This window comes from Achromobacter pestifer (assembly GCF_013267355.1).
GTDB classification, from domain to species: domain Bacteria; phylum Pseudomonadota; class Gammaproteobacteria; order Burkholderiales; family Burkholderiaceae_B; genus Achromobacter; species Achromobacter pestifer_A.
Window position 1 is genome coordinate 5,763,256 of sequence record NZ_CP053985.1, and the last position, 16,126, is coordinate 5,779,381.

Below are 16,126 nucleotides of genomic sequence, written 5' to 3' on the forward strand. Positions count from 1 at the left end.
ACGTGAAAAAGCCCGCAGCGGATAGACCGCTGCGGGCTTTGGTCATGCCAGCGGCCGGTTACCCGGCCCATGCCACGAGGCTTACCAGAGCACCCTCAAGCCGATGGAGCCCTGCGCGCCGGTCTTGACGCGGCTGTCGCCGCTGTTGGCCCAGAGCTTACCCACGTCGCCGTAGAGGCTGGTGCTCTTGGTCAGCTGCAGCATGGCGCCCACCGCCAGTTCGGTCGACGTGTATCCGCCCTTGGCGCGGATGTCGGTGGTGCCGGCCGGAGCGCTGAAGCTGGCCACGTCGGTGGTGTTGCTGGCCTTGTACAGATTGACGCGGGCAAAGGGCTGCAACACGGTGCCGCCGATGCTGTAGCTGCCCTTGACGCGGGCGCCCAGGCGCAGGGTCCAGTCGTCGTCCGCATCGTTCTTCACCTTGGCCAGGCTCAGCGTGGTGTCGTCCAGGTTGAGCTTGCGGTAGATGATCTGCGCCTGCGGTTCCAGCTGCCAGCTGTTGCCCAGGTCGATGGGCTTGCCCACTTCCAGCGAGGCCAGCCAGCCGTGGCCCTTGGTGGTGGCGCCGGCGCCGGTGTCGGCCGTGCGCAGGCTGCTGCGGTAGTCGGCGCCCTGGATCACGGCGTCGGCGTACAGGCCGGAGTCGTGCTGCCAGGTGCCGTACAGGCCCACGTAGCGGCCGCGCAGGTTGTTGTAGCCCGCGTACTTGCGCTCCATGCCGCTGGAGAAGCCGCGCACGCCCATGTCGCCGTCCAGCTGGCCGACGTACAGGCCGGCCCTGAGGTTGCGGCTGGCGTACACGTCCACGCCGGCCTGGAAGCCGGTCAGGTGGCCGCTGCTTTCGGGGTTGACCGTGCCTTGCTGGGTGATGGTGGGAGCCGTGCGCAACACGCGGGCCCAGGCGCGGTGGCTGGGGTCCAGGTCGATGGCGCCTTGGGCGGCTTCGTCGCCCATGCGCTTGCGCATGTCGCCCAGCATCGCCATGTCGGCCTGGCGCAGTTGCGCGGGCAGGGCGGACAGCAGCGGCACTTCCTCGCGGTAGGCGGGGCCGGGTTGGGTGTTGGTGGAATGCAGCGCGGCGCCTTGCGCCGTCTGGGCCAGGCGGTACTCGTAGGCGCCCGCGTCGATATGGCCGCCCGCCAGCGTGAAGCTGCCAGGCTGCAGGCTGGCGCCGTTCTCGGTGGCGATGACTGTGATGCCCCGCTTGCCGGTCTGCGCGCCCAGGCCGCCGGCATTGGTGATCTGCACCGTGGTGCTGCCGCTGGCGATGGCGCCCGCGCCGCTCAACAGCAGCTTGTCGGTGGCGCTGCCATCGGCGCCCAGCACGGTGGACACGCCCAGCTTGCCGTTGTTGCCGACGTAGGGGCCGGTGACCTTGAGCGTCGCACCCGGTGTGCCGCCGCTGAGATTGACCGCGCCGCTGTTGTTCAGGCTGGCCACGGTCTGGCTGTAGCCCGCCAGGTCCAGCACCGCGCCGCTGGTCACGGTGTGGGCCGAGGCGCTGCTGAATGTGTTCGCGGCGCCGGCCTTGAGCGTGCCCTGCGCAACATCGGTCGCGCCGGTGTAGCTGTTGCCCGCGCTGGTCAGGGTCAGGACGCCGGTTCCCTGCTTGGTGAGGAAGCCGGCGCCGGTGATGGCGCCGGCCCAGGTGGCCGTGTTGGCGCCGGTGTCGATGACCGGGTCGTTGGTGCCGGTCATGTGCAGGTTGTTGGCGATGGTCATGCCGTTGGCGATCAGGCTGATGACGGTGCCGTCGTCCATGGCCAGCGTGCCGCTGCCCAGGCCTTGCGCATGGCCCAGGCCGATGCGGCCCTGCTTGAGCTGCACGCCGCCGGAGAAGGCGCTGCCGCCGGTCAGCGCCAGCGCGCCGGCGCCGGTTTTGACCAGGGTGCCGTTGCCCACGATGATGCCCGCGTAACTGGAGAGAGCGCCCGCCGCGATGTCGGTGGTCAGGCGCGCGCCGCCCAGCGCCACGGTGCCGGCGCCGTCCAGGCTGCTGGCTTGCAGTGCATTCCCGTTCAGGTCCAGGGTGGCGCCCGGTTGCACCTGATAGGCGGTGTTCTGCGCCAACGCCGTCGCGGAACCTGCACGCAGGGTGCCTTCGGCCACCAGCGTGCCGCCGGCATAGCTGTTGGCGCCGGTCAGCGTTTGCGTGCCCGCGCCTTGCTTGATCAGGGTGCCCGTGCCGCTGACCGAGCCGTCGAAGCTGCCGTCGGTGGCACCGCCCACGATCAGCGAGTTGGATCCCATCAGTACGGTGCCGCTGCCGGCAAGGGTGCCGAAGACTTGCGTGCCCCGGCCGGCAGACAGGTCGAAGGTGGCGCCGCTGGCGATGTTGACGATGCCTGTCGCCGCAAGGCTGCCGGCGGCGCCGAGCACTAGTCGGCCGCTATTGACATAGGTGCCGCCGGTATAGGCGCTCACGCCATTGAGCGTCAGGGTGCTGGCGCCGTTCTTGGTGAGGCTGCCCGGGCCCGAGATGTTGCCATTGAGGGTGAGGTCCCGGCTGCCCTGCACGGTAAGGCCGGCGTTGAGCGCGACATTGTTCGCCAGCGAGAGCGCCTGGCTGGCATCCAGCGTGGCGGCGCCGCCCACCATCAGCGTGCCGCTGCCCAGCGCGCTGTTGTTGCCCACGATCAGGCTGCCGGCGTTGAGCAGGGTGCCGCCGCTGTAGGTGTTGCTGCCGTTGAGGCTAAGACTGGATGTACCGGATTTGACCAGGCCGCCGCCGCCGCTGATTGAGCCGTTGAGGGCCAGGGCCTTGGAGCCTGCGATGGTCAGCGCGCCATTGAGCACGACGTTGTTGTTCACCGCAATATCCGCATTGCTGTAGAGCGTGGTGCCGCCGGCCGCGGTCAGGGTGCCGCTGCCCAGGGATAGGCCAGTCCCAAGCACCAATGTGCCGCCGTTTAGCGCTGTGCCGCCTTGGTAGGAATTACTGCTCAGCACCAGGGTTCCGGCACCGTACTTGCCCAATGTGCCGCTGCCGAAGAGCCCCACGTCGATGGTTGTGGTCACGCCGGGTTCTACCCGGATCGGGGTATCGCCGAGAGGACCGTTGACCAGCTCGATGCCTCCTAGCGAAATCGGGTAGAGTTTGTAGCCATCGGTGAGGAACTGCATGCCAGTAATGCGTTGTTCGCCTATGACGAATACCACGCCCGCGGTGCCTTGGAATACGGCAAAACCGCCGTCCCAGCGCCGATTCGATGTGCCGTTGACGTCTGTCCAGTTAGTCTGTTCAGGAAAGAAGCTGCGGGTGCCCCAGGTGCCGCTGCCACCGGCGATCACGCCATCGTCTCTGCCGGCGTCGTCGGCATCCCAGAACTGCACGCTGGTGTCTGGCTTTGTATATAGCAGATTGATCTGATTGTTCACGGCAGTCTGCAGCTGGAGATCGGCGGGCACCACGATGCCCGGCAGGCTGCCCAGCTTCAGGCCATTGTCGGTCAGGGTGCCGGTGTAGTTCATCAGCCGGTACACGCCAGTGCCGAAGCCGCCCGCGTTGCTGATGTCGAGCGTGCCGTCCAGGATGAGATCGCCGTTGACGTTGAGCAGGGCATTACCGCCGCCTGCCGTGGGTGCGCCCAGCGCGGCATAGAGGTAGCTGTTGGCGGCGAGCGCCAGCGCCCCGACCGATAGGGTGCGGCCGCTGGCCAGGGTCATGCTGCCTCCCCCGGCAAACGTCACCGTCCCCCCGATACTGCCGCTGCCGCCCAGTGTGCCGGCGTTCTCGACCAGGACATTGGAGCGGGTCAGCGACCCGTCGATCAGCAAGGTGCCGGACTTGAGGGTGGTCTGGCCCGTGAAATCGTTCTCGCCGGACAAGGTCTGGATGGTGCTGCCTCCATGTGTCAGCGCGCCGGCACCGGTGATGCGGCCGTTGAAGACCTGTGGCAGGCCGCCAGGGGCGAGAGTCAGCGTATGGCCGGCGCCGATGATCAGGGTGCCGGCGCCAGCAAGGCCGCTCAGGTTGGCCGAGTTGGCCAATTGAAGATCGGCGTTGGCCGCAATGATCGCCTTGGCGCTGGTGTACTGCGTACTCTGGTTCGAAAGAATCAGGCTACCGCTCGACACGTCGAAAGTGCCTCTGAACGCGTTGCTACCGAGCATCACGCTGCCCGAACCACTTTTTACCAGGGTACCCGCGCCTTGGACTATGCCGTTCAGGCTCAGGTGGTTGTCGCTCGCGATCTCCAGCGTGTCGTTGATGTAGAGCTGATTGCCGATGCTCAGCGGACCATTGGCCGTCAACCGTGACGCGCCCTCGACGGACAGTGTGCCGGTGCCAAGCGCCGAGGAGTTGCCCAGCGTCAATTCACCGCCGTAGAGAAAAGTGTTGCCGCGATGGAGGTTGGCGCCATTGAGGGTCAGCCCGCCGGGGCCGTTCTTGGTCAGGCCGCTGGAGCCGCTTAGCACGCCATTGAGATTCAGGTCGCCAACGCCATTCACGATGAGCCTGGCATTCATCTGCACGTTGTTGGCCAATGCCAGTGCGCCGCTGGTATTCAGCAATGCGGTGGTGCCTACCGTCAGCGTGCCGCTGCCCAGCGCGGCGGCATTGCCCAGGCTCAGACTGCCGCCCATCAGGTTGACGCCGCCCGCGAAGGCATTGGCGCCGTTCAGGGTCAGTGTGCCGCTGCCCACCTTGGTCAGGCTGCCTGCGCCGTTGATCTGGCCGTTCAAGGTCAGCGCCTTGTCGCCCCGCAGAGTCAGATTGCCTGCCAAGTTGATCTGGTTGCCCATGCTCAGATCGAGGCTGTTGTTCAGTTGCGTGCCGTGGGCGGTGTCGAGGGCGCCGCTGCCCAGCGGATTGGCGGAGGCCAGCATGAGTGTGCCTGCGTTAAGCACAGTCGGGCCGTGGAAGCTGTTGGTTCCGCCCAGGGTCAGAACGTCGGCGCCAATCTTGGTCAGCCCGCCGCTGCCGCTGATGGCGCCATTCAACGTCAGGTTGTTGCCGGTGGCCAGGGTCAATTGGCCATTGGCAATGATGTCGTTGGTCAGCGTGATAGCCGCCTCATTGGCCAGCGTGGTGCCTGCGGCGGCGGTCAAGGCGCCGGCGCCCAGCGCGCTGTTGCGGCCCGCTACCAGTGTGCCGCCGTCCAGCAGCGTGCCGCCGGCGTAGCCGTTGTTGCCGTTGAGGACCAGCCTGCCATGGTCCAGCTTCTGCAAGGTGCCGCTGCCGTTGATGTCCAGGCCGATCGTCGCGGTGACGTTCGGATCGACCCGGACGGCGAACTTGCCGCCATCGCGGTTGACTGCATTGAGCGAGCCGTTGGCGCCGTTCGCCAACTGATAGCCGTCGGTCATGAACTGCATGCCGTCGACGGTCTGTACGCCTTCCACCGTCACGGTGCCGGCCGCGCCTTGAAAAACGGCGAACTGGCCAAGCCAGGTCCGATTGCCATTCCCGTCGGAAGCCGTCCAATTGGTGTTTGTGGCGTTCCACACGCCGCTGCCGCCCTCGATGGCGCCGTTCATCACCGTGTTGCCGCCATCCCAGAATTGCACCGCCCGGTTTGGCGAGGCGAGTATCAGGTTGACCTCGTGTGGGATCGCGGTCTGCAATGTCAGGTCTGACGTGAGCATCGAGCCCGGCAAGGTACCGTAGTCGAGGATGTTGTTGGTAAGACCGCCGGTGTAGTCGAACAGGCGGTAGACGCCATTGCCGAAACCGCCGGCATCGGTGATGTTCAACACGCCATTCAGGGTCAGGTCGCCGGTGGACCTGAAGAGGGCGGTGTTGCCGGTGGCAGGAGAACCCAGCGCGGCATCGATGTTGGCATTCTGCGTGAAGACCATCCTGCCGGCGGTCAGCGTGCGGCCGCTGACGCCGGCCAGATGGCCGCCGTCGTCGACGCTCAGCAGGCCGCCGATCGAGCCGCTGCCGCTCGCCGTTCCGCCAGTATGAACCGCCACGCCGCCGTTCACGGAGCCGCTGACTTTCAAGGTGCCGCCGTTGACGTCTATCGCGTCGCCCAACGTGCTGCTGCCTGCCAACTCCAGCGTGCCGGTGCCGGTCTTGCGCATCATGCCGCTGCCGGTCAGTGCCCCTGCATACACGCTGTCGGTGTTGCTGCCGCCTACTGTCAAGGTAGTCAGCGACCCGGTGTTGACGGTGCCGCCACCGCTCAGGGAACCTATTGCGGTGGCGCCGTTGAGATTCAGCGTGGTGCCCGCAGCCAGTTTGACGGCAGTGGGGTTGCCCAGGGCCGAGCCGTCCAAGGCGGTGACTGTGCCTCCGGTGATATTGAGGCTGCCGTTATAGGTGTTGTTGCCGATCAGTACCAATTCGTCAACGCCAGCCTTGGTCAGGTTGCCGCTTCCGCTCAGGAGGCCGGTCGCGCTCAACATCGCCGAGGTCTCCAGCGTGAGGTCGCCATTGACGCTGATGGCGTTCCCCAGCGCCAAGGGTTGAGCGTTCTTCAGGGTGGCGGTGCCGGACGTGATCAGTGCGCCGGCGCCCAGCGCGTTGCTACTGTTGAGCATTAGGGCGCCACCGCTCAGGGCGATACCGCCGGTGAAGTTGTTGTTGCCGCCCAGGCTGAGTGTGCCGGTTCCGGATTTGACCAGTTGGCCCGCGCCGCTGATCTGGCCGTTCAGGTTCAGGTCGTTGGCGCCGTTGATGGCCAGATTGGCATTGAGCGCAATGGCGTTGGCCAGGGCCGTGGCGCGATTGGCGGTCAGGGTCGAGTTGCCCCCGACCGTCAGGCCGCCGGCGCCCAGCGCCTGATTGTGGCCCACGGCCAGGGCGCCGCCGTTCAGCGTGGTGCCGCCCTGATAGAGGTTGGCGCCATTCAGGGTCAGGGTGGCCGGGCCATTCTTGATCAGCGAGCCGATGCCGGCGATGCTGCCGTTCAAGGTCAGGTCGGCGCTGCCGCCTATCCCCATGGCGCCCAGCAGTTGCACGTTGTTGGCCAGGGTGACGGCGCGGTTGGCGTCGAGCACGGTGTTGTTCATCGCGGTCAGGTCGCCGCTGCCTAGCGCCGTATTGCTGCCTGCCACCAGCCGGCCCGCGCTGAGCCGCGTGCCGCCGGCATAGCCATTGTTCCCGTTGAGCGCCAGGGTGCCGCTGCCGAGTTTTTCCAGGGTGCCGATGTCGCCTATGGTCACGCCCATGGTCGCGGTCACATTGGGGGCGACCCGCAAGGCCACCGTTCCACCCAGGCCGTTGATCGCGTTCAAGCGGCTGGCTGTTCCCCCTACCAAGTTGTAGCCGTCCGTGAGGAACTCCAAACCTGTGAAGTTCTGCTGTCCACTTATCGATACCGTGCCCGCGGCGCCCGAAAACACCGCGTCGCCACCATTCCAGGCCCGGTTGGGCTGCGCACCGGCGGAAGCCCAGTTGGTATTGGCGGCGTCCCAGATTCCGGCGCCGCCGTCCACCGAGCCGTTCGCGACGGAATGGCTGCCGTCCCAGAGCAGTTGCGCGTGAACGCTTGCTGGAATCGCCAGGGCGGCGCCGAACGCCAGCGCGGTTTGCGACGCCTTGCGACGCGCACGCCGCGCGGGGCGGTTGCTCTTTCCCGGCCCGCGGGCGATTTCACTGACGGCTTGCCACGCACCGGTGGTGGCGTTGAACACAACTCGATAGACGTGATTCATTGATGCCTTCAAATGTTTGAGCGAATGCTAGCTAGGCAAGAATCCGGATTCGGCCTTGCCCGAACAGCAATAAAGATCACGGGGAGCGGGCAAACGATTGCCATCAGCACAGACAGCGGCCCGCAGCAACCTGAGCGGTGTGTTTGTGCTCTTAACACCTAATTACAGAGTGTAAATGTAAGACAAAATCTCGGCTGGGGTAATCACTGATTTTGGTGAGCTGCAACGTCAGGCTGGGCTCTCGATTGCCGCGGATGGACAAACAGGACTACCACCAGTACGCAGCGGGGATAGGCGTGAAGTACACCTGGTAGCAGTAAAAAAGCCCGCAGCGGTCTGTCCGCTGCGGGCTTGGTCAGGCTAGTGGCCGGTTACCCGGCGCATGCCACGAGGCTTACCAGAGCACCCTCAAGCCGATGGAGCCCTGCGCGCCGGTCTTGACGCGGCTGTCGCCGCTGTTGGCCCAGAGCTTGCCGACGTCGCCGTAGAGGCTGGTGCTCTTGGTCAGCTGCACCATGGCGCCTACCGCCAGTTCGGTCGACGTATAGCCGCCCTTGGCGCGGATGTCGGTGGTGCCGGCCGGAGCGCTGAAGCTGGCCACGTCGGTGGTGTTGCTGGCCTTGTACAGATTGACGCGGGCAAAGGGCTGCAACACGGTGCCGCCGATGCTGTAGCTGCCCTTGACGCGGGCGCCCAGGCGCAGGGTCCAGTCGTCGTCCGCATCGTTCTTCACCTTGGCCAGGCTCAGCGTGGTGTCGTCCAGGTTGAGCTTGCGGTAGATGATCTGCGCCTGCGGTTCCAGCTGCCAGCTGTTGCCCAGGTCGATGGGCTTGCCCACTTCCAGCGAGGCCAGCCAGCCGTGGCCCTTGGTGGTGGCGCCGGCGCCGGTGTCGGCCGTGCGCAGGCTGCTGCGGTAGTCGGCGCCCTGGATCACGGCGTCGGCGTACAGGCCGGAGTCGTGCTGCCAGGTGCCGTACAGGCCCACGTAGCGGCCGCGCAGGTTGTTGTAGCCCGCGTACTTGCGCTCCATGCCGCTGGAGAAGCCGCGCACGCCCATGTCGCCGTCCAGCTGGCCGACGTACAGGCCGGCCCTGAGGTTGCGGCTGGCGTACACGTCCACGCCGGCCTGGAAGCCGGTCAGGTGGCCGCTGCTTTCGGGGTTGACCGTGCCTTGCTGGGTGATGGTGGGAGCCGTGCGCAACACGCGGGCCCAGGCGCGATGGCTGGGGTCCAGGTCGATGGCGCCTTGGGCGGCTTCGTCGCCCATGCGCTTGCGCATGTCGCCCAGCATCGCCATGTCGGCCTGGCGCAGTTGCGCGGGCAGGGCGGACAGCAGCGGCACTTCCTCGCGGTAGGCGGGAGCCGGTGTGCCGGGGCCTGTGCCAGGGCCTGTGCCAGGGCCTGTGCCAGGGCCTGTGCCAGGGCCTGTGCCAGGGCCGGTGCCGGGATCAGTGCCGGGGCCGGTGCCGGGGCCTGTGCCGGGATCAGTGCCGGGGCCGGTGCCGGGGCCTGTGCCGGGATCAGTGCCAGGGCCAGTGCCAGGGCCTGTGCCGGGATCAGTGCCAGGGCCAGTGCCAGGGCCTGTGCCGGGATCAGTGCCGGGGCCAGTGCCAGGGCCAGTGCCGGGGCCTGTGCCGGGATCAGTGCCGGGCCCAGTGCCGGGGCCGGGGTTCACTTGCGTGTTGGTCGAATGCAGCGCGGCGCCTTGCGCCGTCTGGGCCAGGCGGTACTCGTAGGCGCCCGCGTCGATATGGCCGCCCGCCAGCGTGAAGCTGCCGGGCTGCAGGCTGGCGCCGTTCTCGGTGGCGATGACTTGGATGCCCTGGCTGCCGGTCTGCGCGCCCAGGCCGCCGGCATTGGTGATCTGCACCGTGGTGCTGCCGCTGGCGATGGCGCCCGCGCCGCTCAACAGCAGCTTGTCGGTGGCGCTGCCGTCGGCGCCCAGCACGGTGGACACGCCCAGCTTGCCGTTGTTGCCGACGTAGGGGCCGGTGACCTTGAGCGTCGCACCCGGTGTGCCGCCGCTGAGATTGACCGTGCCGCTGTTGTTCAGGCTGGCCACGGTCTGGCTGTAGCCCGCCAGGTCCAGCACCGCGCCGCTGGTCACGGTGTGGGCCGAGGCGCTGCTGAATGTGTTCGCGGCGCCGGCCTTGAGCGTGCCCTGCGCAACATCGGTCGCGCCGGTGTAGCTGTTGCCCGCGCTGGTCAGGGTCAGCACGCCGCTACCTTGCTTGGTGAGGAAACCGCCGCCCGTGATGGCGCCGGCCCAGGTGGCCGTGTTGGCGCCGGTGTCGATGACCGGGTCGTTGGTGCCGGTCATGTGCAGGTTGTTGGCGATGGTCATGCCGTTGGCGATCAGGCTGATGACGGTGCCGTCGTCCATGGACAGCATGCCAGTGCCCAGGCCCAGGGAATGGCCCAGGCCGATGCTGCCCTGCTTGAGCTGCACGCCGCCCGAGAAGGCGCTGCCGCCGGTCAGCGCCAGCGCGCCGGCGCCGGTTTTGACCAGGCCGCCGCTGCCCACGACGATGCCCGAATAGTAGGACGTACTGCCAGCCGCGGAATTGACGGTCAAGGTTCCAGCGCCCAGCGCCACGGTGCCGGCGCCGCTCAGGCTGCTGGCTTGCAGCGCATTGCCGTTGAGGTCCAGCACGGCGCCCGACAGCACCTGATAGGCGGTGCCTTGGACCAGTGCCGTCGCGGAGCCCGCGCGCAGTGTGCCGTCCGCGACCAGCGTGCCGCCGGTATAGCTGTTGGCGCCGGTCAGGGTCTGCGTGCCCGAGCCTTGCTTGACCAGGGTTCCCGTGCCGCTGACCGAGCCGCCGAAGATGCCGTTGGCCGAACCGCCTGCCAAGAGGGAATTGCTGCCCATCTTGATGTTGCCGGCGCCCGCCAGGGTGCCGAACACCTGGGCGCCTTGGCCTGCCGACAGGTCGAAGGTGGCGCCGCTGGCGACGGTCACGGTGCCGGTGGCCGCGAGGCTGCTGCCCGCGCCCAGCGCCAGCGTGCCGCTGTTGACGTAGGTGCCGCCGGTGTAGGTGTTGGCGCCGTTGAGCGTCAGCGTGCTGGCGCCGTTCTTGGTCAGGCTGCCCGCGCCCGCGATGTTGCCGTTGAGCGTCAGGTCTTGGCTGCCTTGCACGGTCAGGCCGGCGTTCAGGGCGATGTTGTTCGCCAGCGCCAGCGCCTGAGTGTTGTCCAGCGTGGCGGCGCCGCCCACCGTCAGTGTGCCGGAGCCGAGCGCGGCGCCGTTGCCGACGATCAGGCCGCCCGCGTTCAGGAGCGTGCCGCCGGCGTAGATGTTGACGCCGCTGAGGGTCAGATTGGCTGCGCCGTTCTTGATCAGGCCGCCGGCGCCGCCGACGGTGCCGTTCAGGTCCATGGCACTGGAACCGGCGATCGTCAGCGCGCCGTTCAGCGCGATCTTGTTGCGCACGGTGACTGCCGTGTTGCTGTCCAGCGTGGTGCCGTTGGCAGCAGTCAGCAGGCCGCTGCCCAGGGCCTTGTCGTTGCCCAGCACCAGCGTGCCGCCGTTGAGCGCCGTGCCGCCGGTGTAGCCGTTGGACGCGTTGAGCACCAGGGTGCCGGCGTCGAGCTTGGCCAGCGTGCCGCTGCCAACGAGCGGGGCGTTGATGGTCGCGGTCACGCCGGGATCGACGCGCACCGAGGCGTAGCCCTGGTCGCCGTTGACCAGATTGAGCGAACCCAGCGAGCCGCGCTCCAGGACATAGCCGTTGGTCATGAACTGCATGCCCGTCGCGCTTTGCGCGCCGGCGACGGTGACCGTCCCTGCCGCGCCCTGGAAAACGGCGAACTTGCCGGCCCAGGAGCGGTTACCGTTGCCGTCGACGCCGGTCCAGTTGGCGTTGGCGCCGTCCCAGGTGCCGCTGCCGCCTTCGATTGCGCCATTGCCGACGGTTTGCGAGCCGTCCCAGAACTGCACGGTGACGTTGGGCGCGGCGACCAGCAGGTTGATCTGCTTGTCGACAGCGGTCTGCAGCGCCAGGTCGGCCGGATGCACGCTGCCGGGAACATTGCCGAAGCGCATGCCGTTGTCGGTCAGGCTGCCGCCATAGTTCATGAGCCGGTACACGCCGGTGCCGAAGCCGCCGGCGTCGCTGATATTGAGCGTGCCGCCCAGGGTCAGGTCGCCGGCCACGTTCACCAAGGCCGCGCCGCCACCCAGGGCGGGGGCGCCCAGGCTGGCATTCACGATCGAGTTGGCGTCGAGCGCCAGGCTGCCGACCGACAGGGTGTGGCCGGCCATCAGTTTCAGGGTGGCGTTGTCCAGGACCTCCACGTTGCCGGCAATGCTGCCGGCGCCGCCCAGGGTGGCGCCGCTGTAGACCACCACGTCGCTGCTGGCCAGCGAGCCATCAACCCACAGGCTGCCCGCAGTGACGGAGGTCGAGCCGGCAAGGGTATTGGCGCCCGAAAGCACCATCGACCCCGCGCCAGTCTTGGTCAGGCTGCCCTTGCCGTTGAGTTGGCCGCTGAAGCTGCTGTTGCCGCCGTTGGCGCCGACGCTCAGGATGTTTCCCCACGATACCGTCACGGCGCCTGCGCCGTTCAGGCGATCAAGGCGGACCAGATCGGTCACGAACAGATTGGCGCCCGCCGCCACGTTCGCGGTGGCATTCTGGCCCAGCGCATTGGTGCCTGCGGTGGTCAGGCTGCCGCTTTGCAGATCGATCGTGCCGCTGAAGCTGTTGGCGCCGCCGGTGAGCAAGAGGCTGTCCGCTCCGGTCTTGCGCAGCGTGCCGTTGCCGCTGATCAGGCCGTCCAGGATCAGGCTGTTGTTGCCCGCCACCGTGAGCACGCCGTCGACATTGACGGTATTGCCCAGGCGCATCGGGCCGGCGGTATCCAGCTGCGTGTTGCCCGTGACGGTCAGCATGCCGGTGCCCAGCGCCGCGGCATTGCCCAGGTTCAAGTTGCCGGCATTGACCGTGGTGCCCCCGCTGTGGCGGTTTTCGCCATTGAGGGTGAGTCGGCCGGCGCCGTTCTTGGTCAGTTCCTGATAGCCGTCGATCACGCCGTTCAGGGTGATGTCATTGCTGCCGTCCAGCGTCAGGGAGGCGCTCAGTTGCACCTTGTTGGCCAGGGTCACCGCGCGGCTGGCGTCCAGGGTCGCCGCATTGCGCACGGTCAGCGTGCCCTCGCCGAGCGCGGTGTCGTAGCCCACGCCCAGGTTGCCGCCCATCAGGGTGACGCCGCCCTGGAAGGCGTTGTTGCCGTTAAGCGTGAGCTTGCCAGTGCCGCGCTTGGTCAGGCCGCCGAGGCCGTTGACCAGGCCGCCCAAGGTGAGGTCTTGGTTGCCTACGAGGTTCAGGTCGCCAGCCAGGTTGACCGTGTTGCCCAGGCTCAATGCCACGCTGTTGTCCAGCTGCGTGCCGGAGGCGGCGTTCAGGGTGCTGTGGCCCAGCGGATTGTTGGAGGCCAGCACCAGCTTGCCATTGTTCAGCGCCATCGTGCCGGCGAAGTAGTTGTCGCCGCCCAGGGTCAGGGTGGAGGTGCCGTTCTTGTTCAGGCCGCCGCCGACGATGTTGCCGTTCAGGGTCAGGTCATTGCTGCCGGCCAGGTTCAACTGGCCTTCGGCAATGATCCCGTTGGCCACCGTCAGCGCCTTGTTGTTGTCCAGCGTGGTGCCGTCGGCAGCCGTCAGGGACTCAGTGCCCAGCGCGCTGTTGCTGCCGGCCACGAGCGTGCCGCCCGCGAGCACGGTGCCGCCCTGATAGCCGTTGTTGCCATTGAGCACCAGGGTGCCCTGGTCCAGCTTCTGCAGGGTGCCGGTGCCATTGATGTCCACGTTGATCCAGGCCGTCACGCCTGGGTCGACCCGTAACGCGAACTTGCCGCCGTCGCGGTTGACCGCATTGAGCTTGCCGCCGGCGCCGGCCAGCAGTTGATAGCCATCGGCCATGAACTGCATGCCGTCGACGGTCTGCGTGCCTTGCACCAACACGACACCCGAGTTGCCCTGGAAGACGGCGAACTGGCCGCTCCAGTTGCTATTGACCGTGCCGTCGAAATTGGTCCAATTGGTGGCTCCGGCGTTCCATACGCCGGAGCCGCCTGCGACAACGCCGTTGGGCACCGTTGTGGCGCCGTCCCAGAATAGGGTGCGCCGGTTCGACGAGCTGACCAGCAGATTGACCTCATTGCCTATCGCGGTCTGCACACTCAGTTCGCCTGCGGTCAATGTGTTCGGCAAGGTGCCGAAGTCGAGGATGCTGTTGGTCAGGAGACCGTTGTATGTGAACAGGCGGTACATGCCGTCGCCGAGGCCGCCGGCGTCGGTGATGTTCAGGATGCCGTCCAGGGTCATGGAGCCGTTGACGGCGAAGAGAGGAACATTCCCCGTGGCGGGAGTACCCAGCGCCACGTCGATGTTTGAGTTCTGTGACAGGGTGAGTCCGCCGAGGTTCAGCGTGCTGCCGCTGGTCCCGGCCAGGTGGCCGTTGTTGGCGACGATGACCGAGCCATTGACGGAGCCGCTACCGCTCAGCGTCGCCCCGGAAGCGACGAACAGGCCGGGACCATTGACGGTGCCGCTGACTTTCAGCGTGCCGCCGAGGACCTGGCTGTTGCCCAGGGCGCTGACGCCCGCGAGTTCCATTGCGCCACTGCCGACCTTGTTCAACGTAGCGTTGCCGGTGAGCGAGCCGGAGTACACGTAGTCGGAATTGTTGGCGCCTACCGTGAGTGTGCTGCCCAGACCCACTCTGGTGGTGCCGTTGCCGCTTAGGGAACCCAAACTGGTGCTGCCGTTCAGCTTCAGGGTGGTGCCCGTAGCCAGGTTGACGCTGGTGGGGGTGCCCAGGGCGGCACTGCCCAGGGTGGTGACTGTGCCTGCGGTGATATTGAGGTTGCCGGTGTAGACGTTGTTGCCGAGCACGACCAATTCGTCGGCGCCGGTCTTTGTCAGGTTGCCGCTCCCGCTTAGCAAGCCTCCCATGGTCAACCCCGACTGGGTTTCCAGGGTCAGGTCGCCATTGACGCTGATGGCGTTCACCAGGGACGTGGCTTGGGTGTTCTTCAGGGTGGCCGTGCCGCTGGTGACCAGCGGGCCAGCCCCCAGGGCATTGGCGTTGCTGAACGCCAAGGTGCCGCCACTGAGGGCGATGCCGCCGGTGTGGCCGATGTTGATGGCGTTGAGGTTGAGCGTACCGTTGCCTGTCTTGACCAATTGGCCAGCGCCCGAGATCGGGCCATTCAGGCTCAGGTCATTGTCGCCAGCAACCGTCAACTTGGCATTCAGGATGATGGCGTTGCCTAACCCTATCTGGCTGCTTGCCGTCAAGGTCGAGCTGCCGCCCACGGTCAGGTTGCCGGACCCCAGAGCCTGGCTGTCGCCCACCGTCAGGGTGCCGGCATTCAACGTGGTGCCTGACGCGTAGGTATTTGCGCCGTTCAAGGTAAGGTTGGCCGCGCCGTTCTTGATCAGCGAGCCTGGGCCGGAAACGGCGCCGTTGAGCGTCAGGTCGGCGCTACCGCCTATCCCCATGGCGCCCAGCAAATTCACGTCGTTGTTCAGGACCACCTTGTTATTGGCGTCGAGCACAGCGTTGCCGAACGCCGTCAGGCTGCCGCTGCCCAGAGCCGCATTGCTGCCGACAACCAGGCGGCCGGCGGCGAGCGTCGTGCCGCCGAGATAGGTGTTGTTCCCGTTGAGTACCAGCGTGCCGCTGTCCTGCTTGTTCAGGACGCCGCTGCCGAGTATGGCTACGCCCAGGGTCGCGGTCACGTTGGGATTGACTCGGATCGTGGTAACGCCGCTGGTATTCAACTGACCATTGGCTCCGCCCACCAGCGTGTAGCCGTCGCTCTGGAACTCCAGGCCTGTGATCTGGTGCTGTCCGCCGACCGCCACCGTCCCGGCCACGCCCGAGAACACCGCGTTGCCGCCGGTCCACGATTGATTCACTGCGCCGTCGGCGGAGGTCCAGTTGGTGTTGGTGTAGTCCCAGATGCCGGCGGCCCCATCCACCGAGCCGTTCGCCACGGAGTGGCCGCCGTCCCAATACAGTTGCGGGCTGACGACGGGAACCGCATGCGCGCCCGTGGCGGCCAGCGCCATGCCCAGCGCGCCCGCCAGCTGCGCGCCGTTGCGGCGCAGGCGCCGGGCAGGGCTGCTGCTCTTGGCCGGCCCGCGGGCGATTTCACTGACGGCCTGCCACACGCCCGCGGCGGCGTTGAAGACTACTCGATAGACGTGATTCATTGATCTCTTCCATGCCGGCGCCGATGGCGGTCCGGCAAAATGGGACGTGATATTGATTTAAATGAAACTAAATGCGTCTTAACGGAGGGTCGCTCAGCGGGCCAATAGCAGGTGCGGGCGGTGCAACCGTTACGGAATTCGAAATATTCTTGCTAAAAATTAACAATTATTTACGCCGCGTAATGTACGGCAAAAATGCGGATTCCTACATCGTCAATGCGGAAAAAATTGAATTGAGTTCACATTTGCTGCGCTGGCGCCACGCCAGGGCGGCGATGGCCGAGCGCCGCGTTCCTGCGT

The 16,126-nt window shown here is 66.7% G+C and carries 2 protein-coding genes; both read right to left on the reverse strand.

Features of this window, described 5'->3' with window-relative positions; all coding sequences use genetic code 11:
• Positions 1-81 precede the first annotated feature (81 nt).
• Positions 82-7,605, reverse strand: coding sequence for an autotransporter-associated beta strand repeat-containing protein (locus FOC84_RS27270; protein WP_173147768.1), 7,524 nt, complete (start codon positions 7,603-7,605; stop codon positions 82-84).
• A 394-nt stretch (positions 7,606-7,999) separates the two neighbouring features.
• Positions 8,000-15,826, reverse strand: coding sequence for an autotransporter-associated beta strand repeat-containing protein (locus FOC84_RS27275; RefSeq protein ID WP_173147770.1), 7,827 nt, complete (start codon positions 15,824-15,826; stop codon positions 8,000-8,002).
• Between the last annotated feature and the right edge of the window lie 300 nt (positions 15,827-16,126).

Bases quoted from the DNA above. Each gene is read 5' to 3' on its own strand.
- FOC84_RS27275 (WP_173147770.1), bottom strand. From the start codon at position 15,826: ATGAATCACGTCTATCGAGTAGTCTTCAACGCCGCCGCGGGCGTGTGG.
- FOC84_RS27270 (WP_173147768.1), bottom strand. From the start codon at position 7,605: ATGAATCACGTCTATCGAGTTGTGTTCAACGCCACCACCGGTGCGTGG.